The organism is Dolosicoccus paucivorans (assembly GCF_900100125.1).
Lineage (GTDB): Bacteria > Bacillota > Bacilli > Lactobacillales > Aerococcaceae > Dolosicoccus > Dolosicoccus paucivorans.
Genome location: NZ_FNEL01000023.1, coordinates 1 through 26,176, shown reverse-complemented (window position 1 = coordinate 26,176; position 26,176 = coordinate 1). Strand labels below are relative to the sequence as shown.

The 26,176-nt window shown below is 34.2% G+C and carries 18 protein-coding genes and 4 pseudogenes; 2 read left to right on the top strand and 20 right to left on the bottom strand.

The annotated features are described in order from the left end of the window. Positions 1 to 221: pseudogene (locus BLR79_RS04760) on the bottom strand (IS30 family transposase); the annotation flags it as partial. Between the two features lie 107 nt (positions 222 to 328). On the opposite strand from BLR79_RS04760, the pseudogene BLR79_RS04755 reads away from it, so the two are divergent. Next, a pseudogene (locus BLR79_RS04755) lies at positions 329 to 946 on the top strand (metal ABC transporter permease); the annotation flags it as partial. A gap of 51 nt (positions 947 to 997) precedes the next feature. Here the strand turns inward: BLR79_RS04755 and wrbA are convergent. The 3 genes from wrbA to BLR79_RS04740 all read right to left on the bottom strand — a co-directional run bounded on the left by wrbA (position 998) and on the right by BLR79_RS04740 (position 3,575). Next, positions 998 to 1,606, bottom strand: a complete 609-nt coding sequence (gene wrbA / locus BLR79_RS04750) for an NAD(P)H:quinone oxidoreductase (RefSeq protein ID WP_092085381.1) — start codon at positions 1,604 to 1,606, stop codon at positions 998 to 1,000. Positions 1,607 to 1,645: 39 nt separating this feature from the next. After that, entirely contained in the window at positions 1,646 to 2,086 is a 441-nt protein-coding gene (locus BLR79_RS04745) for a MarR family winged helix-turn-helix transcriptional regulator (protein WP_092085379.1), read from the bottom strand. Between the two features lie 184 nt (positions 2,087 to 2,270). Then, positions 2,271 to 3,575 carry an SLC13 family permease gene (locus BLR79_RS04740; protein ID WP_234970815.1) on the bottom strand — a complete coding sequence of 435 codons (1,305 nt, stop codon included), beginning with the start codon at positions 3,573 to 3,575 and terminating at the stop codon, positions 2,271 to 2,273. A gap of 127 nt (positions 3,576 to 3,702) precedes the next feature. Here BLR79_RS04740 and nadC point away from each other — a divergent pair, with 127 nt between their 5' ends. Then, the gene (nadC, locus tag BLR79_RS04735) at positions 3,703 to 4,563 is read left to right on the top strand and encodes a carboxylating nicotinate-nucleotide diphosphorylase (RefSeq protein WP_092085377.1); all 861 of its coding nucleotides are present in this window, start codon (positions 3,703 to 3,705) and stop codon (positions 4,561 to 4,563) included. Between the two features lie 37 nt (positions 4,564 to 4,600). Here the strand turns inward: nadC and BLR79_RS04730 are convergent, their stop codons facing one another. From BLR79_RS04730 to BLR79_RS04660, 16 genes and pseudogenes are all read right to left on the bottom strand, one after another. Further along, positions 4,601 to 5,800: a 3-phosphoglycerate dehydrogenase family protein gene (locus tag BLR79_RS04730; RefSeq protein ID WP_092085375.1), complete on the bottom strand. Its 1,200-nt coding sequence runs from the start codon at positions 5,798 to 5,800 to the stop codon at positions 4,601 to 4,603. Next, positions 5,800 to 6,888 carry a 3-phosphoserine/phosphohydroxythreonine transaminase gene (gene serC / locus BLR79_RS04725; RefSeq protein WP_092085373.1) on the bottom strand — a complete coding sequence of 363 codons (1,089 nt, stop codon included), beginning with the start codon at positions 6,886 to 6,888 and terminating at the stop codon, positions 5,800 to 5,802. The genes BLR79_RS04730 and serC overlap by 1 nt, the downstream gene beginning before the upstream one ends. A gap of 22 nt (positions 6,889 to 6,910) precedes the next feature. After that, on the bottom strand, positions 6,911 to 8,080 hold the full coding sequence (locus BLR79_RS04720; protein WP_092085371.1) for an HAD family hydrolase: 1,170 nt from the start codon (positions 8,078 to 8,080) through the stop codon (positions 6,911 to 6,913). Positions 8,081 to 8,198: 118 nt separating this feature from the next. Then, the gene (locus BLR79_RS04715; protein ID WP_092085369.1) at positions 8,199 to 9,290 is read right to left on the bottom strand and encodes a Glu/Leu/Phe/Val family dehydrogenase; all 1,092 of its coding nucleotides are present in this window, start codon (positions 9,288 to 9,290) and stop codon (positions 8,199 to 8,201) included. Between the two features lie 116 nt (positions 9,291 to 9,406). Continuing rightward, a complete protein-coding gene (locus tag BLR79_RS04710; RefSeq protein ID WP_159427598.1) occupies positions 9,407 to 10,264 on the bottom strand; it encodes an NAD(P)H-hydrate dehydratase in 858 nt (285 codons plus the stop codon). A 12-nt stretch (positions 10,265 to 10,276) separates the two neighbouring features. Further along, positions 10,277 to 10,789 carry a transcription repressor NadR gene (locus BLR79_RS04705; protein WP_092085365.1) on the bottom strand — a complete coding sequence of 171 codons (513 nt, stop codon included), beginning with the start codon at positions 10,787 to 10,789 and terminating at the stop codon, positions 10,277 to 10,279. A gap of 517 nt (positions 10,790 to 11,306) precedes the next feature. Further along, a pseudogene (locus BLR79_RS04700) lies at positions 11,307 to 12,236 on the bottom strand (recombinase family protein); the annotation flags it as partial. An 83-nt stretch (positions 12,237 to 12,319) separates the two neighbouring features. Next, positions 12,320 to 12,436 (bottom strand): SHOCT domain-containing protein, encoded by a 117-nt coding sequence (locus BLR79_RS09345; RefSeq protein WP_143338780.1) that lies wholly within the window; start codon positions 12,434 to 12,436, stop codon positions 12,320 to 12,322. Between the two features lie 433 nt (positions 12,437 to 12,869). Further along, positions 12,870 to 14,705 (bottom strand): DUF262 domain-containing protein, encoded by a 1,836-nt coding sequence (locus tag BLR79_RS04695; protein WP_092085361.1) that lies wholly within the window; start codon positions 14,703 to 14,705, stop codon positions 12,870 to 12,872. Between the two features lie 123 nt (positions 14,706 to 14,828). Continuing rightward, complete coding sequence (locus BLR79_RS04690; protein WP_092085359.1) at positions 14,829 to 18,164, bottom strand: DEAD/DEAH box helicase family protein; 3,336 nt, start codon at positions 18,162 to 18,164, stop codon at positions 14,829 to 14,831. 11 nt (positions 18,165 to 18,175) lie between these two features. Continuing rightward, on the bottom strand, positions 18,176 to 19,321 hold the full coding sequence (locus tag BLR79_RS04685; protein ID WP_092085357.1) for a restriction endonuclease subunit S: 1,146 nt from the start codon (positions 19,319 to 19,321) through the stop codon (positions 18,176 to 18,178). Next, the gene (locus BLR79_RS04680) at positions 19,322 to 20,782 is read right to left on the bottom strand and encodes a type I restriction-modification system subunit M (RefSeq protein ID WP_092085356.1); all 1,461 of its coding nucleotides are present in this window, start codon (positions 20,780 to 20,782) and stop codon (positions 19,322 to 19,324) included. Positions 20,783 to 20,862: 80 nt separating this feature from the next. Continuing rightward, on the bottom strand, positions 20,863 to 21,384 hold the full coding sequence (locus tag BLR79_RS04675; protein ID WP_092085354.1) for a hypothetical protein: 522 nt from the start codon (positions 21,382 to 21,384) through the stop codon (positions 20,863 to 20,865). Then, positions 21,384 to 23,051 carry an N-6 DNA methylase gene (locus tag BLR79_RS04670; RefSeq protein WP_092085352.1) on the bottom strand — a complete coding sequence of 556 codons (1,668 nt, stop codon included), beginning with the start codon at positions 23,049 to 23,051 and terminating at the stop codon, positions 21,384 to 21,386. Before BLR79_RS04670 ends, BLR79_RS04675 begins: the two co-directional genes overlap by 1 nt. A 567-nt stretch (positions 23,052 to 23,618) precedes the next feature. Then, on the bottom strand, positions 23,619 to 25,025 hold the full coding sequence (gene rlmD, locus BLR79_RS04665; RefSeq protein WP_092085350.1) for a 23S rRNA (uracil(1939)-C(5))-methyltransferase RlmD: 1,407 nt from the start codon (positions 25,023 to 25,025) through the stop codon (positions 23,619 to 23,621). Beyond that, positions 25,022 to 25,810, bottom strand: a pseudogene (locus BLR79_RS04660) (DUF2254 family protein); the annotation flags it as partial. The pseudogene BLR79_RS04660 and the gene rlmD, both read right to left, overlap by 4 nt. Between the last annotated feature and the right edge of the window lie 366 nt (positions 25,811 to 26,176).

Genomic DNA, 26,176 nt, shown 5'->3' with positions numbered 1-26,176 from the left:
TCTGTGAACTGCTTCTTCTTAGAGCCACACTTAGATTTGTTAGCTTTGTAGCCTTCATAATAGTCGATGATAGTTCCACCATCGTCTAAATAATGATAGACATTATAGATGGTTTGAGCAGATCTTCTTAACTTTTTAGCGACTATGTAAGCTTTTTCGCCAATTTCGTAGTAGTTTTCTATCCAAGTCAGTTCTTTCGTGGTAAGATGTGTATAGGCCATTTTGTGTCTACTCCCTTATTTATGATTGGACTCATAAATAGTGTAGCACAAATGGTCTTATTTGTTTTTTTCTAGCTTAATTTTACAATTCAGGAGAATTAAAACTTACCACTTTTGATGAATCCTACAGTTTACTTGCAGGTTTTTATCCCGTCATTTTATTTTACAGCTTAATGAGTTTAGTTTCTGTGTCGACGGTAGTAGCTTTTGATGCGGTAGGAGCTATTTTAGTTGTTGCTTTTTTAATTGGTCCTGGAGCGACTGCTTATTTAATTTGCGATGATTTAAAGCAATTATTACTCGTCTCTTCGTTCATCGCCATGTTGAATGCGACTTTAGGATATTTTATTGGAATTTTGTTGAACGTTTCCTTAGCGGGAATGACGGCAGTGATGACTGGAATTCTCTTTTTTATCGTCTTTTTATTTCATTCCAGAGGGTTGGTCACTTCCATCATCCAACGCTCGCATCAAGCTAAACAGTTAAAACAAGATCTCGTCTTAATGCATATCAAAATCCATACGCAACAAAATGAACTTTTAGAAGAGTTAAAAGCAGGAAGTTTAGACCAGCACTTCAACTGGAATACCAAACAAATGGAGTCTGTTCTCGATCAACTCTTTCACCAACGATTCATTACAATTGAACCTCACCAACAAGTCTATCAGCTCACGCGTTTAGGTGAAGAACGCCTCGAGCAAATGAAAAAAATATATGATCTTTAAAACGAAAAAACTCGTCAATAAGCAAAAAAGCTTTTTTGACGAGTTTTTGAATTAATTTAATTTATCAGTAATCTCTAGTAAACGACCGACCATATCGTTAATCGCTTGAGATACCACTTCTTGATCTTCTTGGAATGGTTGTTCTAGGTTACCTTCATTGGCTGTAACAGAAATACCATAAGGGTTACTCAATGTCGCAATCGCTTCACTTGTAAATCCTGGTGTAACCACAATACTACCCCAATGCATCATTTGGTTATATAAAGAAAGAAGGGTTGTTTCTTGACCACCATGAATTGTATTAGTCGACACAAAACCAGTGACTACTTTGTTGGCCGTATGACCTTGTGCCCATACGCCACCTAGTGTGTCGATAAACTGCTTCATTTGTGAAGCCATGACACCAAAGCGAGTTGGGAAGCTAAAGATAATTGCTTCTGCCCAAATGACATCTTCTGGCGTCGCAATTTCAATTTCTTTCGTTGCATCCACATTTGCACGCCACTCTGGTTTAGAATCAATAACAACGTCAGGGGCTAATTCTGCTACTTGACGTAAGCGCACCTCAGCTCCTTGAGCTTCGGCGTGCTTTTGTGCCATTTTCGCAAGTGCCGTGTTAGTTCCTGTTGAACTGTAATATAAAATAAGTAATTTTGCCATCAATTTTTCCTCTTTTTTTTTAGTTTTATAATTTAGCTTCTAGTCTTCACTCACGTCGAATACTTCATCGCGTAATATGCAATACATCTTCCCAAGTTCTGTTGATAGAACCGATCCATCAATTTCATCATGAAGATTAAAGAAATCATGCCACCACTGACATAATTCTACTTCAAGTTGATCTGCGCGATCTTTACCTTCTTTTGTTAAAAAGACAGCTCGTGCTCTTTGATCTTCACAACACTTACGCTCTACATATCCTTGCTTTTCCAAATAAGTTAAATCTCGCCCTAATAGCGTCGGATCCATTGCCATACCAATGGCGATGTCCTTTTGAATTGAACCTGGATGTTCATTCAAATACATTAAAATATCCGAGTGGGTAAATTTAATATCGTCTTCAGGAAATGTTTGTTGAATTTTGTAGCGACTTAAGCGATAACTGGCAGCTAAATACTTACTCATATATTTCATGTCCATAACATCTCATCCTTTAGTAGATAAGTCTATTATTATGATGAGTTTAGTTTAACACCACCTGAGTAGACTTGTCTATCTTTATGCTTAGCACCTTATACCTTGTTAGTATATCATGAATGCGCTACTTTCTTAAAGCAATTATTAGTAAAAAAAGCTCCAGAACTTTTTCATTCTGGAGTAGTGATTAAATAAATAAACTTAAAATAAATACTGCGGTAATCGCAATCGTTAACATCATCGGTACACCGATCACTAATTGTTGTTTGAATACTTGATCTCTAGTAGATGCATCAGGAATGGATGCTTGGATGAGTGAACCCGCTGATGAGAAAGGCGAAATATTGGTTGAAAGTGAGCCGACAACGACCGCAATAAATAATAATTGAGCATTTAGTTCAGGTTTAGCTGCCAACATCGCTGTTACAATCGGGAATAAAGTTGGTGTTACGACAGATAAGGTAGAACTAAATAAGGATAATACCCCTGCCACAACAACAAAGGTAACAGGTAATAATAAGGTTGGAATGGATGTGCTCATTAGTTGAGCGACTGTTTCGATTAACCCGACTTGTGTCGCCAGTTTAATAAGCATTCCCATTCCCGATAACATAATGAGTGTATTCCAAGGCAAATGGCTAAACACTTCTTGTTGAGCCGCTAAGTTTAACCAAAAGCCAACGACTGTTAAGACGATACAAATTAAACCAATATCTGCCACTTTTGAAAACTCATTTAAAGCTAAATTATTTGGAAAAACTAAACTCAAGTTAGGAAGAACTAACACAATTCCCATCATTAATCCCATCAACATTAATGTATGTTTTTGCTTTTTAGTTAATGGTTGAGGGGGTTGAATAAAAGAAACTTCTTCATTCATATTCTGGTTAGACAATCGTTTAACGATATAAAGTGTCATAATTAAAATAAAAGGATAAACAATTGTAAAAATAAAAATAGCGTGTCCATAATTTAACGCATAATTTTCTAAGCCTAATTCTTTAAATAACCCTTGAAAGACCACTCCGGACCCACTTGTTACAAAGTTCGCTCCGCCGGAAGCGCCTAAGTTTACTGCTTGGGCGGCTAATAATACATTACGATGATTGCGTTTAGCTAAAGACACTGCAATCGGTCCACAAATAGCCATCGTTGAGAAAAAACCAGCTCCTGCTGCTGCGATTAATACAGACATACTATATAAAATTAAATAAATGGCTTGTTGGTGGTGCCTAGTTTTATAAAGGGTCCACTCCGCTAAATAATTTAACGTTCCATTACTAATCGCAATATTATAAAACAGCAATACGGATAGAATAGTAAAAAATAAGTTAGTAGGCCAAAATCCAATCACTTCGCCAGGTGATAATTTTAAAATAAAAACGCCAATAAAATAAGCAAAGGATATCGCAACAAGTCCTACGTTAATTTTCTTTACATAACCTATGCCAATGGATAAAACAATCGCTATAATAACTAAAATTTGTTCCAAACAGTTCTCTCCTTACCTTCAATTACACTTTCGTGAATAATTGAACGATTAATTTGTTGACTATTATAACTTAAAACCATACAATTGTCTTGTCATATGTCGTTACATTATTAAAAGGAGGCAACCAATGAAGACTACCTTAAGTCATTTTCAAATTGATAATATTTTAATTAGCGCTTTAAAAGAAGATATTAACTCAGAAGATTACAGCACTAACGCTATTTTCACTGACGGACAACTCGCAAAAGTCGAACTGATTGCTAAGGAAGACGGTATTTTAGCAGGATTAGATGTTTTTAAACGTGTGTTTTCTTTATATGATGACCAAATTTCCTTCAACATCCCTACCTATTTAGAAGATGGTTATGCTTTTTCTAAAGGAGAAGTTTTACTAGAAGTGGTGGGTAATATCCGTTCTCTTCTATCTTGTGAACGCGTCGCTTTAAACTTTATGCAGCGAATGTCAGGAGTCGCTACTTTAACTAAAGCCTATGTTGAAGCGTTAAATGATCCTAAGATTAAAGTATTTGACACGCGTAAAACTACCCCAAACTTAAGGCTATTTGAAAAATATGCGGTCCGTGTTGGAGGCGGTTATAATCACCGTTACAACTTATCAGATGGTATTTTATTAAAAGATAACCATATTGATGCGGTAGGTAGCGTTAAAGGTGCAGTTGAGAAAGCTAAAGCATATGCTCCCTTTGTTAAATTAATCGAAATCGAAGTAGAGAGTTTAGATGAAGTAAAAGAAGCGGTTGAAGCGGGTGCCGATATTATTATGTTAGATAATATGGACGTGGACTTAATCAAACAAGCGACAGAATTAATTGGTGACCAAGCGGTTATTGAAGTTTCTGGAAATGTCTCATTAAATAATATCGCCAATTACCGTGGCTTAAATATCGACTATATCTCAAGTGGAAGCTTAACCCACAACTACCGAAGTATTGATTTATCAATGAAAAATTTAACTTATTTAGATTAAAATAAACCAGTCTCTTTTTGGGAGACTGGTTTTATTGTTATGCGTACCATGCATCGTGCTTTTTATCTTTAATAAGTCTTGCTTTTAAAATACCGTCTTGCTCGTTTAAATCTTTAATAATTTTATCGAGCTTTTCTTTATCTGTTTCCGGAACGTCGACTAATGTGTAAGCTAACTCACCACGAGACTTATTAATAATACGATCAATATTGATATCCTGTTCTGATAAAAGACTGGATAAATAGGCGATAATATTACGCACATTTCGGTTACATACACTGATGCGAGTAGGCGAAGTGAGTCTCATTTGAACGTTTGGATAGTTAACAGAGTTAATGATTTCTCCAGTTTCTAAATAAGCTTTCAATTGATTTGCTGCCATCACTGCAGAGTTGGCCTCTGCTTCGATGGTAGAAGCTCCTAAATGAGGAAGTAATACGCAATGTTCGTTACCCATCACCGTATCATTTGGGAAATCAGTAATATAAGAACCTAAACGCTGGTGATTCAATGCTTTAACCACAGCTTCTTCATCAATTAAATCAGCCCTTGAAAAGTTCAGTAAAACAGCATGATCTTTCATTAGATTCACTGCATGCTCATCAATTAAGTGATGAGTGTCTTTAGTGTAAGGAACGTGAATGGTTAAGTAATCAGACTTTTGTAACACTTCTTCCAAAGAAGGTGCTTGAGTAACATATTGGTTAATTTTCCAAGCAGCTTCTACACTAATATATGGATCATAACCAATAACGTTCATTCCTAAAGCTTGAGCGTCATTAGCAACTAAGTGTCCAATAGACCCTAGTCCAATGACTCCCATTGTTTTACCGCGAATCTCCCAGCCTTGAAACTGGCTTTTACCTTTTTCTACTTGTCCTGGAATATCTTCTCCCGTTAATTCATCGGCCCAATCTTTTGCTTGAAACATATTTCGAGCGTGAGCAATCATTGTGGATAGGACCAGTTCTTTAACAGAGTTAGCATTGGCACCTGGCGTATTAAAAACAACAACCCCTTCATCAGCTAATGCATCAACTGGAATATTGTTGTATCCCGCACCAGCTCTAGCAACCGCTAATAATAAAGGGTTAATCGGTTCTTCGTGTAAATTATAACTTCTTAAAATAACCCCTTCAGGATCGTCACTATCATTTAAAATAAATGATTCTTTCGGAAGTCTTTCCAGGCCTTTTAATGCGATATTATTATAAGTTTTAATATTAAATTTAGTCATTATTGATGTTCCTTTTCAAATTGTGCCATTAATTCAACCAATCGTTTAACTCCTTCTAGAGGGAATGCATTATAAATTGATGCTCGCATTCCGCCGACTGAACGATGTCCTTTAAGGTTTTGGAAACCATTTTCTTCGGTTAATGCGATAAATTTCGCATCTAGATCAGCATCTCCTGTTACAAAAGGTACGTTCATTACTGAGCGGTCCTCTTTTTTAACGGGAGATTTGAATAATTGCGATTGATCTAAGTAGTCATACAATACTTGTGCTTTTTCTTCATTGCGTTTAGCAACCGCTTCTAACCCGCCTTCTTCAATGAGCCAATCTGTTATTAATTTATGAATATAAATTGGGTAAGTCGACGGCGTATTATATAATGAATTGGCTTTAGCAAAAGTGTTGTAATTAAAAATGGTTGGAAGATCTTCATTTAAGCCCAATAAGTCATCACGAATGATCACTAGAGTTAACCCAGCAATTCCTGCGTTCTTTTGTGCTCCAGCGTAGATCATGCCAAATTGTGTCACATCGACTGGTTTAGATAATAAATCTGAACTCATATCAGCAACAAGAGGCACTCCTTCATATTGAGGATAAGTCTTATACTGAGTTCCTTCAATCGTATTATTTGAACAAATATGTAAATAATCATAGTCTTTGGATAGATTTTTCGATAACTCAGGTAAGTGCGTATAACTATCTTCCGCTGAGGAAGCGACAACATCTACTTCAATATTATAAGCATCTTCTAATTCAACAGCTGCTTGCATTGCCTTCTTACCAAAGTTTCCACCGTTATCATAAGCGACCTTTCCTTTTTGACGTAAGTTTAATGGTAGAGTTGTAAATACCATACTTGCGCCTCCTTGTAAGAAAAGGACTTTGTAATTATCTGGAATATTTAGTAATTGGCGTAAATTAGCTTCTGCTGCTTCAATAATTTCTTCAAAATAACCACTACGGTGACTTAACTCCATAACAGACATTCCAGAATTGTTATAATTTAATAATTCCGCTTGGGCTTTTTCTAAAACTTCAACTGGCAATATCGCAGGACCTGCTGATAAATTGTAAGCTCGATTCATTGTATAATAACTCCTTGTTTCACTATTTTATTCGATATAATTCACTAACTGTTTCGCCATAAGGAATAGTCTTGGGACTACTTCTTAAAGCTCCCTTTGTTTCATCTCGTCCTTGAAGAACAAATTGCGCAAAAGGTTGTTCGTGTTGTTCCACCGCTTTATCAACTAATTGCTTAAACTCGTCAGTCATATGGCGATTAAACAATACATTTAAATGAGACTGTTGAAACGTCTTCATCATATGATAGTCACCTACACTATCACCGAACATGGCTACAGGTTCTTTACCGGCATGTTGAGGCATAATTTGTTCTTTAATCGCTTGAGTCTTTCCTTCACCGCGAGTAATCGGAGCGGTTGGATCCATCACAGCACAAATTCGGTTATCTTTTGTTGTTTGAAACTCCATTGCAATAACCCGTTCTCTTGGCACTAAGTAATTGAACTCTTCAACCGCTACACAGACCAATCCCTTAGGGCTAGCACTGACAATATAAGTCGCTATGTTAGCCCTATCTAGAGCGTGGAACAAGTCGATCAACTCTTTTGGAAAACGTAATCCGCTCTGGTACACCGATCGAATGACTCCTGTTCGTCCTGGCAGTTTAGAGCTAGAGACAAACTCCACTCTTTCAAAAGGACGACGCGTTGCTTCATGTAAAGACGCTTTGGCTAGCTTTCGAAATTCTTCGACCGTATATCCTGCAAACAAATACGTCAGCCAACCTTGATTGGGCTCGCGCACAAAATGTGTATTTACATAAGTATGAAAATAGCGTAACTTCGCTCTGAACGTTAAATATTCAGGGGTTTGTTTTATCTCAGTTAATAAAGACGATGTCGAATGGGAATGGCTAATATAGTGATCGTATAAATATTGATACTGGTCGTAAATATCTTTTGCCAAATTATACCCTGTTACTTCTGGTCGCTTTGGATCAAAGGATAAGGATAGTTCCTCTTCAAAAAAAGAATCCGTTAACAGTTGGTAAAACTCGCTTGGCGTAAGTTTATAACAAAGATGTTCCACTAAATAAATCATTAAGTTGTCTTCAACATCCATAAAACAACTCGTATTATCAAAATCAAACACCGCATAAGCGTTAGGATCATTTTGATATTTATCAATTAATTCATTTAAACGTTGGTATACAAAATTATCCCAATTATTTTGAGGAAAATATTGATCCATTCAACTCCACCCATCCAATCTATCATCTAATAAAATAATAAAATTAGTATGTTTCTAATATTATGTGAATCATTATACTTTAAATTAATAAATAGTCAAGGAGTAATAAAGTTAAAGATTATAAATCATAGGCACTACGATTTTTCATTAAGAAGTTTGATCGTAAGTTTTTCACTTTCTCAATACGACGCTCTGCTAATATATCCGCTGCTTCAGCCGTTGTAATATCCTTTTTACGAGCAATCTCATAAACTTCGTTCATTTGAGCGTAAATTTGCTCTACTTTCGCACGGGCGCGAGTTTTATTGTAACCTTGTAGTTCGTCTGAAGCGTTAATGACTCCTCCAGCATTCGCAACAAAATCTGGAGCATATAAAATACCTCGTTCTTTCAACATTTCCGCATGAGGGATTTCATCTGCCAGTTGGTTATTAGCGCTTCCGCAAACAGCTTTAACTTTCAGCTGAGGAATCGTCTCGTCATTTAAAATTGCTCCGATACCACAAGGAGAGAAAATATCTGCTTCTACACTGTAAATATCTTCATTATCTACTGCAATCGCATCAAAACGCTCTACTGCTTCTTGAACTGCTTTATCATTGACGTCAGAAACAATTAACTTAGCTCCTGCTTCGTGTAATAACTTAGCTAATTCCATCCCAACGCTTCCTACCCCTTGAATAGCGATGGTGAGTCCTTTTAGATTTGTATCACCATTCATCTCAAGTACAGTGCTTTCTAACGACTTATAGACACCTAAGGCTGTCATACCTGCCGGGTTTCCTGAAGAATGATAACTTTCAGATAGTCCAATCGTAAATGGTGTTTCAGTATGAATGACATCAACATCCTCACTTGTCATTCCCATATCTACGGAGGTTATATAACGTCCGTTCAAGCTATCGACATAGCGACCAAAGGCTCGTAAAATAAATTCATCTTTATCCACACTTGGATCCCCAATAATCACACCTTTAGCGCCTCCATGATTTATTCCTGCAACCGCATTTTTATAAGTCATTCCTTTAGCTAAACGCATTGCATCAATCAGCGCATCTTCTTCCCTTTCATAAGGATAAAAACGACACCCACCAATAGCGGGTCCTAAAGTTGTATCATGAATCGCAATAATCGCTTTTAACCCGGACGTAGAATCATGACAAAATACAATTTGTTCAAACTCATCTTTTTCCATTAATTCAAAAATCATTTTAATTCCTCCTGTACTTTATTGACATAATTATGTTTCATTATACCTTTAAATAATTAGAAAATAAATATATAAATAAAATTTTAATTAAAAAGCCACCTACTTTTGTAAGTGACTTAAGATTTTAAACAATTGAATGCAGTGGGTAAATAAGTAATTAAATCAGATGCAATTAGAGACTCTTCTCCTAAATCGCTTGCTGCTAAATCCCCACTTAAACCATGAAGATACACGGAAGCAACAGCAGCATCTAAGGGTGCTAAATCTTTAGCTAGGTGAGCATAGGTTATGCCTGTAAGAACGTCTCCACTTCCGGCAGTAGCCATTCCTGGGTTGCCTGTTGTATTTGTATAAACTTCTTCGCCATTTGTTACTAGCGTTTCATGTCCTTTTAAGACGACGATCACTTGATAGGCAGCCGCAAAATCTTTAGCAATCTGTTGACGATTAGCTAATACCTCTTCTACTGAACAATTCATTAAACGAGCCATTTCCATTTCGTGAGGGGTTAAAATAATTTGGTTGTGCTGTTTTAATACCTTTGGATTTTGAGCAATTAAATTCAATCCATCCGCATCAATAACAATAGGTCCTTTATAGCTCGTTAGTAGTAATTTTAATAGATGGTGTAAAGATTTTTCTTGTCCTAATCCTGGTCCAAAAGCGACTGCTTGTTTATCTTGCCATAGGGGCGGTAAAACAGTTTCTACCTCATCTAAATCATGAAAACTTTTAATGGAATGAGTGATCGTTTCAATCGAGTGCATATTGACGACTTGAGTGACCTTTTCTTCGGAACATAAATGGTTTAACCCAATACCACTACGTGAAGCAGCTAAAGAAGACAATGTCACAGATCCGGCCATACCATTTTGGCCTCCGATAATTAAACCTCGACCATAATTACCTTTATGAGTGTGAATTGAACGCTTTTTAAAAAAGGATCGAAGCGTTTCTTTTTCTATTTTTTTCAACTTATTCATCCTCTATTCAGGAACATAGATCCCCATTTTTTTCCATGCATCTTCTACTTCATCCAAAACATTTTCTTTATCAGCTTCCACAGTATGATAATGATATCCATCAGTTAATTGTTTAAGTGGTCGGTTGATACCTGCCGCCATATCTTGCAAGAGATTTTGAACATCTTTACGAGACTTAATATTTAACTCAGCCATGATTTTTCCGTAAGCTTTATGCCAAATAAAGACATCTTTTACTTGTGCGCCCACATCCACAGCTGCATTTAATTCCTTTTCAATTTCATCGTCTGTGTGACGTACTTTAATGATGCGTGAACAACTTGTATTTGAGATCATTGTGTAGCCTCTATAAGTTGAAAGAATTGGATGATTTTCTGCTTTTAAAATCGCTACATCTTGAACAATGACTTGCCTTGATACATCAAACATTTCAGCCAGAGCAGATCCTGTAATGGGACGACTGCTTTTTTGTAATAAAGTAAGGACTTCTTTTCTTCTTTCGTTGGTTGATAACATACGTTAATGACTCTCCTTTCAATTTAAGATTCTAAAGTTAGTTTAATTATACTATATTTTCCTAGAATAATAAGACTACACTACTTCAAAAGCTAGTATCTCTTAAAACAAATAAGACTCCTAGGGAGTAACATTGTACTGCCCCCTTAAATCCGGACACGGAATTTAAGGAGGCTTTACTATGTCTAAGTATTCATATCAGTTAAAATTAGAAATCATTCATAAGCACCAAGAAGGTTATGGACCTACTTATCTAGCCAAAACTTATGGATTTAAACTCGGGACAATCAAAAATTGGCTCAAACAATATCAACTTCATGGAGAAGAAGGACTTCAGAAATCCCTATCGAAAACAGTCTACTCTGGTGAATTCAAGCTGTCTGTTTTACAATATAGACAATTACACCAATTGACATACGCCCAAACAGCGAAACACTTTGGTATTAAACAAGGAGCTACGATTGCAGGCTGGAACAAAGTGTATCTTACTCAAGGTTATGACGAGCTATGTAAGCCAATTGGTAGACCTTCTAAGTCTAATAGCTTGAGCTTTATCAAAGTCCTCTTCACTTACAATCCCTTCATGGTGGTCTTTTATATAAAATTTATCTTCTTCACCAAAGTTTTCCAGTCTTCTTTTAGTAATAGGGTCTAGAGTAAAGGTCTTTCCCATTAAAAGATCTCCTTTGTATTTTTCATTCTTTATAATTCCCAGTACAGTGGTGGCTGACCACTTACTAGAGCCTCTAGGAGACTTGTAGCCAAGGTTTTCTAACTCCTTGCATATAGCACTTCCCCTTGCCCCTTCTAAGTATCTCCTAAAGATATATTTTACTATTTCAGCTTCATCTACATTTATGGATATAGTTTTATTCTCACTATCATAATCATAACCTAGACAACCATGAAAGCCTACTAGTTCTCCTCTTTGCATTTTCATCTTCAAGCCTTTCTTAACATTGGCTGAGATATTTTCCACCTCTTGCTGGGCTACAGAACTAAGTATGACTAGGAGTAATTCTCCATCCATAGTTAGAGTATTAATATTCTCTTCTTCAAAATATACTGCCACATTCATTTCTTTTAATTTCCTTACATACTTAAGAGTATCTAAAGTATTCCTAGCAAATCTGGATATGGACTTGGTGATAATCATATCTATATCTCCATTCATACAATCATTTATTAGTCTTTGAAAATCCAATCTTTTATCTATTTGGGTGCCAGTAATATCTTCATCTGCATATATCCCTGCCATAGTCCAATCAGGATTTTCATTGATTAAATCTGTATAATATTTGACCTGGGAATGATAACTTTGAAGCTGATCTTCACTATCTGTACTTACTCTACAATAAGCTGCTACTCTTTTTAAATTTATCTCTAGACCATTTCTTCTAGTATTTAAAAGTCCTTCACCTTTTATGACTTCAACCTTTTTCATAATCTCACCTCACTTTTGTATTTCTCTATACAATCCTATTTTACCGCGACTAGTTAAATTTAGCAGGTCAAACCTGAAGAAATCTTCTATTTTTCCATAAGAAGTTTTTTAATCTTAAAGTATTCTTGTTTATTTATTAGCTTTTCGCTTAATAATTTCCTAAGCATAGCAAGCTGAATGCTATATTCTAATATATCCTTCATCTATTCCTCCTCCTTTAAAACTGTCACCAAGACTTTCTTTATTCTCATAGGACTACTTAAGTCCCCCTATATATAACAGTGAAAATATGACCCGCTTGTTTCGCTATTTTAAAAAAGTTTTTGAAAAGATTAAATGAAAATAGACACAGAAAAAGCAACCAAATTCAAGAAGTTTATTCTTAATTTAATTGCCTTATTTACCTCCAGTATTTTTAAATAACCTTATGAGCAAGCACAGTAAGTGTAGACACACTTACGAGAAAATTTAAAAAATTAGTCCCTACCAGGCTCAATTTTTTCATCCATTTTTCTGCTCTTCCTATCGGAATGATTTAGGGGGCACCCCTAATACCCTGTTAAAAAGAAAAAACGACTAAGTATATTAGACTTAATCGCAAATTTATATTAATCATTAGAGTTAAAATTAAGAAAACTAATTGGCCTCAAAAATAAATCCAGCTATTCTTTTAGCAATTTTTTCAGTCATCATTTTTATATCGTCTTTAGTCCAGATGGGATTAGCAATATTAGAATATGTTTTTACAATGGATGAAGCAAGAGCAAAGTTGCTATCCTTGTAACCTTTTTTATTTTTTACTGAGTTTTGTATTTTAGTTCTAAACCAAGCATTACCAATAGATCTATTTATATTTTCCTCTAGCAAGATTTTATTACCTAGTTTGTTAACTGTATCTAGGAACTCATCCTTGTTTTCTATGCCTGCGTCCACCTGAATTTGCGAAATGTTTTGTCCACTCCTAGGCATAATATGCTCAATTTCATATTTCTCAGGTAGTATAAATTCTATGTTGCTTTTTTTAGAATATAAATATTCATTAAGGACTACTAACATATTTTTATTATATCCTAGTATATCCTTTTTAATCTTTTCATTATCCCATTCTTTTGCAATATGACTTTCAATATCATTTTTTATTTCACCTATTGAAATATCTATATCTACCAGTTTAATATTTAAACCAAATAAAAAACTTTTGAATTTAGAACTAGAATATCCTATATCTACAAGTTCTAACACTGTAAATAATTTAAGTATTAGTTCAGTAAATTCTATAACCATAACTTCATTTATTTCTTCTACACTATAACGAGATAAGTAAGCCATTAAATATAATTTAATATTTTCATTAAACCTTAAAAGTAATTTAATTATATTATAATCTTTTATTTTAGACCAAGTTTGAGCTATGGATAGTAAGTTCTCATTTAATGCTAGAGGATCTTCTAACAAGCTTTTTTCTTTCTCTGTATAATACCTTCTTAGACCTGGGGTAGTTACACTTATTGAGCCTTTTTCTGATACATAACTCTTATCCCTAGCTCTTTGAATATACATAAACTGCATAAGCACCCCATCTAAGTCCACAATCTTTTCTTGCTCTAGAGCTATAACAGTTTTCTTTAATTCTTCCCACTTACCATTAAATTCTTCTCTCTGCTCTCCAGCATTTGAATATAACTTAGCTGATATTATATCTGCATCTAAAAGTGGCATGCCATCAGAATTTAAGGAGTTAAACATGGTTATAGCTTGTTCAACATTCCAACTTCTAATTTCTATAATTTCTGATTTGTTTAAAACATATTCTGAAAATACATTTATATTAGAGGCAGACAATTCAACTAGCTTATTATAGAAAAACTTGAAATTCTTAAAATAATTCGTGTACTTATTATCCTTTTGTTTATAGGGTATTTTGATAACTTTATCTTCTGCACTTTTATAGTCAGGAGAGCTTAAAATCACTTTTAACTCAGATTTATATGATTCATTTATAGAAGAGTTTAATAGAATTTCTTTTTCTTTTACCTTTGTAAAATCCTCTAATATATCAAATATTTCTTCGTCACTAGCCTTATAAAGAATTTTCAAAACTGTATTCCTTTTCATTGTAAGGACAGAATTAAGCTTTTTAGAATCCGTATCATGAGAAGTTTCTTCTATTGCAGTATTCAATCTAATTAATAATGCCTTTAACAGTAAAATAAAGGTTGTAGTTCTTTGCTGTCCATCAATTAAACTTAATTTCTTATCATCTTCTTGGCAATTTACAATTATTGTACCAAAGAAATAGGGGTCGTTTGCCCCTGATTCCATAAAACTTTCTATGTCTTGCCATAGTTTATCACAATGTTTAATTTCCCATGAGTATGCTCTCTGATATTCTGGAATTATAAATTTTGATAAATCTTCTAGTTTTAAATATTCACCAATAGTTTTTAATTTTGGATCAATATTTTTTGCCAATTTCATGACCTCCTTTGTCTTGTCTTAAATTAATACTACTCAGTAAAATATAACACTCCTATATAATTGCTTTTGGAGGGTAAACAGCCTTTTCGTCTTAACAACCAAATAATTTACAAAATTTTAAACTATTAGCCTATCATCTAACCTCTCATTAATCTTATCAACAATAGAGATGATTTCCCTAGCTAAATCTAGCTTGTCATCAAATAATTTAATTACCCCACCTTTTTTATTGAAGGGAAATTCTTGTAAAACTTCTTTTTCAATGGAACCATTTTTAACTATATAATCAATAATATTATTGACAAAGTTTATCTGATCAGAGTTTAATTTTTCGTCTGACAGGAATTTTGAAAACTCTTTTTTAGCTGCTTCCTTATCCATACCTGTAATGCTAGCAACCAGTTTCAAAAGAGGCTTGTTACCGTAAACTTTTTTATAGGAATCCTTATCCCCTAATTCTTCAAACAAGATTTTTTCAAAATATTTAATATCTTCTTTGGTGAGTTCTTCATTATTTCTGAGTTTGTAAATAGGCAAATTATCCCTATACTTCTTAAAATAGGATACTACTCTTTCTTTATAAGTTTCTAAATCATTAACATCATATATAGGACTGCCTTCCCTAACCCCTATTACTTCGTCCTTAAAATCTGTATAGTAAATTCCCTGTCTTTCCCTATCTATTAGCTTTATAAGTTCTCTTAAAGCCTTTCTAACCATTTCATAATCAAAGAGATCGGCATCTTCCCAAAACTCTTCTTCCTGTAGCTGATAGATTAATTCTTTATTCTTTTGTACTTGTCCTATAGAGCCCTTTTTCCCCAAGTCATTGGCGGTCTTTTTAACCCTGGTCTTTGGCTTAGAGTATGGTTTCTTCTCAAGATAGGCATATTGTATGGTATACATGATATAATCAAATCTCTTGGCTAATTCATCATCATCTGTAGATATAATAAGGGGTGATATCTCGTCTTTCAGATTTTTTACATCAATTTCTTCTAGGCTTTCAAAGGCTCTTTTATCTGAATACCTATCTATTAGATGCAGCCTCATTCTTGTATTAAATCTATCAGTATTTATTCCTTTAATTAAAAGACTTATATTGTCTATTAACTCATTTCTGTATTCTATAAATTCATCTTCCTGATAGTCTAAATGTTCCAAAGCCTTTATCAAATCAACCTTAATGTTAAATAAGTTTTCTGTTAGAGATCTTTGAAGACCACCTTCATGACCTCTCTTATTTATTTCAAAAAACTCAAAGTTGTAATAGTAATCAAATATTAAGAATTTTTCCTTATGGAGTCCTGGACCAAATAGATCTTCACATAGCCTAGTTCCCCTACCAATCATCTGCCAAAACTTAGCCTTAGATCTTACTTTCTTAAAGAATACCAGATTTACAAGTTCAGGAATATCTATTCCTGTATCCAGCATATCTACAGATACTGCTATCTGAGGATATGAGTTCTTGTCCTTAAACTTATCTATAAGATTATCTACATAATTAATTTTATGGTAAACAGCTTGAGCAAAATCTCCCTTGTATTCAGGATATAGGGCATTAAACCTTTCAACAATAAAATCAGCATGGGCTTGGTTGGCTGCAAAGATTATAGTCTTGCCTAACTTATCGCCACCCTCCACCTTTATTCCTTTTTCCATTAAATCCTTTATAACTAAATCTACTGTATCTATATTGAAAAGACTCTTATTTACCACTTCACTAGGAATATCTTCAAAAGAATCAAAGGTACTTTCAAACTCTTCCTTTTCTTCCTGAGATAAATCTTTATATCTTATGCCTTCTTTCATAATCTTGGTTTCAGATACTTGCGGTAATTCATAATTGACTAAATATCCCTCATCTATAGCCTCTTTTAAGTCATAGGCAAAGGTTGGATTACCTTCTTCTAGTTCAAAAACCCTGTAAGTATTCCTATCGATTTCATCCACAGGGGTAGCTGTCAAGCCTAAAAGCCTAGCATCAAAGTATTCAAATATATCTTGATATTTCTTATAGATAGACCTATGGCTTTCATCTAAGATTATTAAATCAAAGTGTCCATTGGTGAAAATCCTCTTACCATCAGTCCCCTTTTTCTCATCTATGGCATTCATAATAGTTGGATAGGTGGAAAATATCATTCTACTGTTCACATCATCCTTATTATCTAAAAGATTGCATAGGGAAAGCTCTGGCAAGTGTTCATTGAAACTTTCCTTAGCTTGTTTGACTAAGGCTGTCCTGTCTGCTAAAAACAAAATATTCTTAGCCCAGTTATTCCTAACCATAATATCAACAATGGAAACGGTAGTTCTGGTCTTTCCACTTCCTGTGGCCATTACTAAAAGTGCCCTCCTATGGCCAGCTTCATAACTTTCTAGAGTTCTTATTATGGCCTCTTTTTGATAGTCTCTATTGGTTATTTCATCTTTTATATCAGGGTTTTTAATGGTATTTCTATTGTTTTTCATAAAGTTTAAGGATTCTAAATCCTTCTTACTATATATTCCTGAAATCTTTCTTTCAGGGTAGTCTCTATCATCCCAAATATAATAATCGATACCATTTGTATAAAATATTATGGGCCTGACACCAGTTTCTATTTCTAGAGCATCTGCATACATTTCTGCCTGTACCTTGCCTAATTTAGGACTATTGCTGGTTCTTTTTGCTTCTACTAGAGCCAAAGGTTTACCATTATCTCCATATAGGACATAATCAACAAAACCAATACCTGAAGCATTTTCCATATGAGAAACTGACACTTCTTCACGGCAGTTTTCCCCTATCTCCCAACCTTTTAATTCTAAGTCAAGGTCTATGTAGGCCTTCCTAGTCTCCTCTTCAGAGAGGCTATCTACCCTATAGGACCTAGTTTTTTCATGGTTCTTTCTGGTCTTTTTATTTTCTTCCCTAAGTCTTTGATTTTCCTTGACTAATTCCTCTAGACTTTTATCCTTCTTAGAAAGGAGTTCAAAAAATTCTTCTTGCTCTTTGGCTGTCTTTTTCAACTTGTCATTATAAGCTAAAAGGCTTTCATCAAACTGTCTTTCTTCAAAGTCTTCTGAATAGCAGTAGTCTATAAAATGGGTCAAATTAAATAAATTTCTCAAGGAAAGTATAGCCTGGTTTCTATCCACATCCATATTAGTATGGGCTGCCTTATTGCCCAGTTCCCTGGTGTAATCAAGGGCCTTATATAGTTCTATTCCAACTACATTTTTAAAATCAGTACCATTTATAAGAGCAGCAAAGGTGTCATTGTAGGGAAGGGTTAGTGCTTCATCATTGATATAAATCCACCTTACAGCCAATTCCATGGCCCTACGAGTAAAGGTTGCAGATGCTGAGTAAGATACATGCATAAGCTTTTCAGCCTCCATACAGGCATCTACAAAAGATTCATATTTGCTTTCTTTTTTTAGATATGAAAAGTTAGAGTTCATGAGTCTACCTCCTAGTTAAATAGTTGACCTTTAAAAGCCTTGTCCATTATAGATTTATAGTTTTCTTCTAATAATTTTAAGGATTCTTCTAAAAGTTCCTTTTGTTTTTCTATGACTTCTACTTTTTGGGCGAATTCGTTTTGTAGTTGGATTGGTGGAGCAATGGCCTCGAATTTTTTTATGATAGTTTGGCTTAAATTCTTCTGCCTAACCCCCTTTCTACTTTGTAAATAAATAGGCTTCATAAACTGAAATAAAGTATATACCCACTCAAAATTATAGTTTTCATTACATACTAAATTTGCACATGCTTGATTAGATGATGAATCTTCCTTTAATATTGAGAGTTTAAATGCTGCTGAGTCATACATTCCTATTAATAGAGAATCTTTTTCGAAAATCTTAGCAGAAGATTCCGCAATTGCTCTTTCTGTAATTTTTTCTTTTGATTTATATATATATCTACTGTTTAATTCCCCTGCAGAAAACCAGTTGATATCACCTTCAAAATATTCTTTAATTTTCCTTGATGGTGTGCCTCCACTTGTCCAAGAACCAAATTCCTCTAACTTCCTAATTTCCCAACCCTTTTCATTCCTTACTGGATCACCAAACATCGTATAGAATATAGACTCTATTAACTGGTCTAGGGCTTTTATTTGTTCCTTTCTTTTATCTATAAGGGCTTGTGCTTGGTCTAGAACTCGAACTATCTTTTCTTGGATTTCCATAGGTGGGACTGGGATTTTTACTTTTTTAAGATTAGTGTTATTTATAGCTTTTTGTGTTGCCCCTGAACAATATTTATCTTTTTCATTTTGAAAGTATTCTGATATTAAAATATAATATAAATAATCTTTATTTAAATCTTTCTTGTTCTTTAAAGTTGTAAAACCAGTGGAAAAAATATATTTTTCTGCAATCTCATCAGTAATTTTTAATACTTTTGTTGTTCCTTTCATTTTAGCAAATAGTATTTCTCCACTTAATACCATTCTATTTGCTCTAGAAGGCTTATTTTTATACTCTACCTCCTCAAAATTTGTAATTTTATTGTAATCAACATCACCTGTTGCTGAATATCTTTTCTTGCCATTATACTCTTCCACTCTTTTATCGCTTATTTTACTAACATCTAATAAATATTTCCACTCCATCTATTTCACCAACTTCTCTATTTCATCTATTCCCAACAATATATCTTTCTCTAATCCTTTTATCTTTTCTATAAGGACTAGGGGCTCCTCATACTCCACTTCATCATAGACTATTTCCTTGTACCTATTTATAGATAGATCATATCCATTTTCCCTTATTTCCTCTACTGGAACTAGGAAGGATTTTTCTGTTCTTTCTCTTTTATCCTCATCTTCTAGCTTATGGAACCTCGCTATTACATCTTCTATATCATTGTCCTTTACTTTTTCCCTCTTATCATCTAGGGATAGGCCGTCTGCTTCCATATCATAGAACCAAACTTTATCTGTTCCACCTATACCTGTTTTTGTAAAGAGTAGTATAGCTGTAGATACTCCTGTATAAGGCTTAAATACCCCTGAAGGCATGGATATAACTCCCTCTAATTTATGCTTGTCTATAATCTCTTTTCTCAAAGATTTGTGAGCATTGCTAGCTCCAAAGAGGACTCCGTCTGGAACTATTACTCCAGCTCTTCCACCACTTTTCAAAAGCTCTAGAATAAGCCCTATAAATAATAGTTCTGTTTTTCCTGTGTTAGTAATTCTAGTCAGGTCATCGGCTACCGCCTCTTTATCCAAGCTACCCTTGAAAGGTGGATTGGCTAGTACTAAGGTATATTTTTCTCTTTCCTTATTGGATTTAGAAAGAGAGTCCACATAGTGGATTTGAGGATTTTCCACATCATGAAGGAGCATATTCATAGTTCCTATTCTTAACATAGTAGTATCTATCTCATTGCCATTAAACATTTCATTATTAAAGTGCTCTTTTAGCTGCTCTGATGTAAATATTTCATTTTCAAAATTTTTCTTTAAATAATCTGCTACAGAAATTAGAAATCCTGTCGTTCCTGCCGCTGGGTCCATTACTATATCGCTAGGTGTTGGCTTCACAAGTTCAACCATCATATCTATAATATGTCTTGGTGTTCTAAACTGTCCATTTTTCCCAGCAGTAGTCAGTTTGCTAAGCATATACTCATATAGGTCTCCCAAGTCTTTTAAAGGCAAATCAGCCATAAGTTCATCTATATTGGTTACAACAGTTTGTAACATTCTAGGTGTAGGAATCGTAAAAATCGCATCTTCCATAAATCTAGCAAATGATGAATCAGCATTTCCATTCATTTTCTTTATAAAAGGGAAGACTTCAGTAGATACAACCTTATACATTTTTTCTGAGTCAAAGTGCTTAAAGTTAGACCATCTTAAATCTTCATTATTCTTGTCAAATATTACTTTAGGCTTTATACCTAGAATACTAGCCTCTTTTTCTGAATTTAACTGCTTATCGTCTAAGGATTTTATAAATAGCAAATAGGTAAACTGCTCTATAACTGTTAAAGGGTTAGTAATACCACCTGTCCAAAAACTATCCCATATCCTATCAATTTTATTTCTCGTTTCTCCTGTTATCATCTACACACTCACTCCTATATCTATAATGGTTTATCTAGATAAAATTAAATCAACTGGCTTTTTAAAAGCTTTTCGTTATATTAATTTGTATCTAAATAATTAGATTCTATTTCTTTGATTACAGCCTCTTTAAGGTTTGTTTTGGTAATTTTCAAACTGTCTTCAGTTCCAAGCCTTACAATTTTAGGAAAACCCTCTTCCTGCTCCATCCTTGCTATAACGCTTGAATACTCACCTTTATCTTTTGTTGAATGGGGAATTGGCCCTACAAATATCAGCCTTACTGAAGTATCATATTGGAACCTATTAAAATTATAAGTCTTAAACTCCTTATAGCCTTTTACTAGTTTTATTCTATTAACATCTATATTTAAATCTTTAAATATTTGATAGGCAATATGATCTTTAATGCTCAAATCTCCTAATATATAAATATCACCATTAGGCTGGAAGTTATCTATCTCTGGAGTCAGCTCCTCAAGCCCTATTGATTTTAGATAACTTCTCAACTCACTAATCGATCTAGCACCAATAATTCTTTTCATTACTATTTTTGTTGCATCAGAAGCAATATCGATTTTCAACTCATTATCCAGAAGCATTATATGCCTCCTTCAAATATGTTCAATCTTTCTTTTGCTATTTCTTCAGCTCTTTTCTTAATGGCTTTAAATTCAGAATTCAATAATACGAATTGATTACCAATTTCAATTTGTTTTTCCATACTTATTTTTGGAATTTTAACTTTTTCAAGATCTCTAATGCTAATGGTCTTCATAGTAGACCCTTTAACATATTTTTCTATTTCTCTTAAACCTATTCTACTTTGTAAGTAGGCAGTGAGGAAATCTTTGTTTATTTTATTTTCATCAATTTCTAAGAAAAACAAATTTCCATTCGCTAATACATTAGTCTTCAATTTACCAACCGAACCTATTTTAAAAGGTGATAGCCTAGAAATAATAACCGAGTTATCTTTCAAAAAATATCGTTCATAAGATTCGTTCAAATTCTTTAGGTATGGTAAGTTTTCATCTAATATGCCATCTTGAAAGTTTTGCAGCATCAAGTATTGATAATTTGTTGGCTGAACTGATGTCATCTGGTCTAGGTCTTTTTTACTAATAGTGTGACCCCTATTAATGGATTTAACTACATCTTTTAATTCTATACTTTCCTCAAAAGGAAATTCTGGCATTGTATATCTTAGTGGATCAAGGGTAAAATCTTCTTCTTCTAATTTCTTATCTTCCACTGTCTTGCTAATATTAGAATCCTCTCCTAATGCACTTATAATTTTCTCAATATGTTTTTTTTCTATCGTATGCCTATATTTAATATCTGAATAAAGATTTGTTGCATCAACAAATTTTATACTTTCATTATTATGGCTAAATACAACTAGATATATAGGAATAGCAGTGTAAGCTAATAAGTTGCTAGGTAATGCTATAACAGCCTCAACCTTACCTTTATGAATTAATATCTTCCTTACATCTTGATGAATATCACTATAAAGAGGATTTCCATTCATAAGCATTACAAACTTTTCATATTCTGTGTTTTCAATGATATCTAAAGCAAAAACCCAAGATGAGTCAATAGATTTAATATGATTTTTGAAAACAGATCTATCAAATTTTAATTTTAAAACGTCTTCTAATTTTTTTCCTGACATTTTTAGCGCCATAGGCATGTTCATAAAAACTTTATTGGCATTAAATTCACTTAAATCATAAGTAAATACATCCTTATGCATCATTTTTTCTATTGGTATATTAAATAAATCTAGTAGTAAACATGATAGCATATAATTATCTGGATTGATTTCAATCCCAGAGATACTAGATGTTTTGGATGCTTCCAGCAATGTTGTTCCTATTCCTGAGCCAACATCTAACAACACGTCTTCCTCTTCTAGAGATAGTAATTCTAACGATAAATCAATTACAGATTTAACCGTAGTATGCTCTCCTCCGCCTCTCCTACCAATTGATTCAGATAATAATCCTATAATTTCAATGATTTCATCAATGTTAAAATCCTTAATAGAATTAAATTGCTCTAAATAGTTGTTATTACCTTCATAAATAGATCTTATTGTATATTTAATATTTTCATCTTCAAATCTTTCCAAGATTTCATCTAATGAATTAGTTTTTAACCTCCTACTTAAATAATAATTCACTATAAAAATATAGATATACTCTTCCGAACTAACCCTTCCCCTTAAGTTATCCATTACTTCATATACATCTTTCTTTCTCATTCAATCAGCCTCCTAATATTTGTGATAAAACAAGCTCTTTTTTTATCTTGGTTTAACTATACCATAACAAAAAATAATTGTCAATGGTTTATTTAAACCATTTTTGTTTTGTCTTTTAGAAATAAGTAAATATTAATTCTGTTTACTAGTATGTCATTATTTATTTTAAACTTGTTACGGTAGATCCCCGTTTCAGCTTATATCAACTTTTAAAAGAGAAACTTTTGATTTCTCCCCCTAATATCAATATAACTCTATTAATCTAACTATACTCTATATAGTTAGGTTGTCCTTTTGATAAGTCTAGACTTTTCCTTTTTGCCATTCTAGAATTATCAAAATCGCCATTCTTGACTTGTCTTTTTGACAAGTCTGAAAGTATAAATACAAAAATCAGCAAGTTTTTATCCTTGCTGATTCTTAACTGTCCTTATTTTCTTGTGTCTCCACTAACTAGGTCAACCACCACTGAGACATTGAAATGCTTTTTTAGCACTTTTCGCTTGTTATTTTGGTCATCTTCTGGGAAGGCAAAATAGTCGTGAAAGTGCTTGAATCTCAGGATTTCTACGAAATTTCCCTTTGCAGTAACGCTATGCACTCCGAATGCACAGTATGAGGGAATTGATCTACAGGCTGAACGTACGTTACTTCATACCCAAAATCTTCTAGCCATACTAAATCATTAGCTAGCTCTTTCGGGTTACAAGAGATATAAATAATTGCGCCGGGCTGATAGCGCCCGATACTACGCATCATTTTACCACCTGCTCCACTACGTGGTGGGTCTAAAACGAGTAAATCAGGACTTCCCCATTGTTCTTTTAATGCCTCTAACCCTCTTCTAGCATCGCTACAAATAAAGTGAGCGTTTGTAATACCGTTATCTTTAGCGTTACGTTTAGCTGATTCAATTGAACTTTCAACAATTTCAATGCCTGTTAACTGCTCGGCTTGTTTGGCTAAAGGGAGACTGAATGTTCCAATCCCGCAATAAAGATCGACCACTTGATTGTATTTTTTGTCTTTAATTAAATCTTCTACAATTGATACCATCTTTTCTGCTTGGACAGGATTTGGTTGAAAAAAAGTGTCATGCCAAATACGAAAAGTAAAGTCGCAAAATGCTTCATTAATATGATCGTTTCCAGAAATAATATGAGTCGTTGTTTCATAGCTTCGTTCTGAAATGGACGTATTTTCAATCCATAATAAGCTAGCTAAAACTGGAAGTTCCGCTTCTAATCTAACGCTTAAATCTTGAACTAACGCTTCATAGTTTTCTGGCATTCCGTTAGCGACTATACCTACCATCAACTCTTTTGTTTGGTGGGATTGGCGTAAAATTAAATGGCGCAACAATCCTTCTTTTGTCTCTTTGTTGTATGCTGATAGATTAGAGTCTAGCCACCATCGTTGTACGATATATTTTGCTGTCATCATATCTTTGGTCGCTAAAACGGAATCTTTTAAATCGACCACTTTTTTATAGTTACCTTGAGCGTGCATTCCTAAAGAACCATCTACTCCAAATGTTAACTCCATTTTATTACGGTAATGAATCGGTTGTTCCATTCCAATAATCGGACGAACCAGTTCACTACTCACGCTTACTTTATCTAAATACTCCTCGATCATTTGTTGTTTATAATCTAATTGCGCTTTGTAACTCATCGCAATTAGGGGCGTGCCACCAGAAAAATCAGGACGGAACTCGAATTCTGGATCACGATTCGGTCCGGCTTGTAGCAATTCATAATCGAACAACCTAGCTCGACGACGCCCTTTAGCATTAGGAACACTCACCCGCACCTTATCGCCTGGCGCAACCTGGGGAACAAAAACTTGTAAACCTGCTCCCATATGTCCTCTAGTAGGCGGATGGGTAATACGAGCATAACCATTACCGCGTTCATTAATGCTTTCAATAGTAATATCATAAGTTTCTGTTGGATAAGTTTTTTTCTTCGTCATAAATTCTCCTTATAAGTTTGTTTTTGATAGCTTTCTAGATTTTCATACACTTTTGTCAAATAATCTTGGTCCATTGATTGTTCAAGCTGTTGATGGAGAAAATAAAATGTTTCATCATAAAACATTTTAACCTCTGCTTGATGGAGTGAATGACTATTAACATAAATATATTGAAGAGCTTTAATCAGTGTAATTGATAAGCTGGGATCCGTTTTTCCGTAATGAATCAGTTGATAGAAGACAAAATATAACGTTTCTTCTACTGAAGGCCAATGATGAACAATTTGACCGTGATCTTCTTTTGTATATATTAAATAATATTGATGATGCTTAAGTAGCTTCCCTATCAATTCAGCAATACACCGAATCGCTATAATCGCTGAGTTAGGGTCATTAATTCCAGGACTAATCGCTTTGAGAGCAATTTCAATTAAATTTCTTATTTCATGACGATAGTCGTCTAAATCATTGATCGTTGCACTGAAAATATACCCTTCAGTAATTTGCTCTTTCAATGTCTCTAATTCCTCCGTTGGGCCGTATAGAATACCGATCGGCTCACCACGGTAAAGATAATCACCCACTTGACGTTCAATCACTAAACTGCACTTTGGAGGAAGTTGAGCAAACATTTCCTGATGATTGATCGAATATAAATAGCCAGATTGAGGAGCAAATAAAAGCGTTCCTTCACCAGTTAAGTCTACTTTATCTATTTTGACCCCTTCGTCATTTATCTCATCTTCAATCAAAGTGTTGGCTTTTTTGTAAATTGTTTCGATTACATCAGAAGTTTTTACATGTAAATTTCAAGTATAAATTAGCCACTAGCTACAAATTTTCACAAGCCTTGAACTGTGGCAGTGTTAGTTAGCTTTAGTATCTTGTCTAATCTTTAGGCCTTTACTTGGAAGCTCCGGCATGATGCTCGCGATTAGCGAGCTGGAGCCAGGCTCTGGATAGGATGTCCAAAGAGCACTTCCAGTGTATTATGCTGGACTAGGATCCAAGTCAAGGCCTTAATGTTACGCAGCATGTCGCTGGGTGTATAAAGCCCGTGCAAACAGTTCGTGTGCTGTGGCATAGCCAAACTGTTTACGTGGATAATCATTCATCCACTGCTGAACTCTCTTCAGTTGCCTATCACTGAC

Bases quoted from the DNA above. Each gene is read 5' to 3' on its own strand.
- nadC (WP_092085377.1), top strand. From the start codon at position 3,703: ATGAAGACTACCTTAAGTCATTTTCAAATTGATAATATTTTAATTAGC.
- BLR79_RS04720 (WP_092085371.1), bottom strand. From the start codon at position 8,080: ATGGATCAATATTTTCCTCAAAATAATTGGGATAATTTTGTATACCAA.
- BLR79_RS04685 (WP_092085357.1), bottom strand. From the start codon at position 19,321: ATGGAGTGGAAATATTTATTAGATGTTAGTAAAATAAGCGATAAAAGA.
- BLR79_RS04745 (WP_092085379.1), bottom strand. From the start codon at position 2,086: ATGGACATGAAATATATGAGTAAGTATTTAGCTGCCAGTTATCGCTTA.
- BLR79_RS04680 (WP_092085356.1), bottom strand. From the start codon at position 20,782: ATGATAACAGGAGAAACGAGAAATAAAATTGATAGGATATGGGATAGT.
- BLR79_RS09345 (WP_143338780.1), bottom strand. From the start codon at position 12,436: ATGAAGGATATATTAGAATATAGCATTCAGCTTGCTATGCTTAGGAAA.
- BLR79_RS04690 (WP_092085359.1), bottom strand. From the start codon at position 18,164: ATGAACTCTAACTTTTCATATCTAAAAAAAGAAAGCAAATATGAATCT.
- BLR79_RS04675 (WP_092085354.1), bottom strand. From the start codon at position 21,384: ATGCTTCTGGATAATGAGTTGAAAATCGATATTGCTTCTGATGCAACA.
- wrbA (WP_092085381.1), bottom strand. From the start codon at position 1,606: ATGGCAAAATTACTTATTTTATATTACAGTTCAACAGGAACTAACACG.
- BLR79_RS04705 (WP_092085365.1), bottom strand. From the start codon at position 10,789: ATGTTATCAACCAACGAAAGAAGAAAAGAAGTCCTTACTTTATTACAA.
- BLR79_RS04670 (WP_092085352.1), bottom strand. From the start codon at position 23,051: ATGAGAAAGAAAGATGTATATGAAGTAATGGATAACTTAAGGGGAAGG.
- serC (WP_092085373.1), bottom strand. From the start codon at position 6,888: ATGAATCGAGCTTACAATTTATCAGCAGGTCCTGCGATATTGCCAGTT.
- BLR79_RS04715 (WP_092085369.1), bottom strand. From the start codon at position 9,290: ATGATTTTTGAATTAATGGAAAAAGATGAGTTTGAACAAATTGTATTT.
- rlmD (WP_092085350.1), bottom strand. From the start codon at position 25,025: ATGACGAAGAAAAAAACTTATCCAACAGAAACTTATGATATTACTATT.
- BLR79_RS04730 (WP_092085375.1), bottom strand. From the start codon at position 5,800: ATGACTAAATTTAATATTAAAACTTATAATAATATCGCATTAAAAGGC.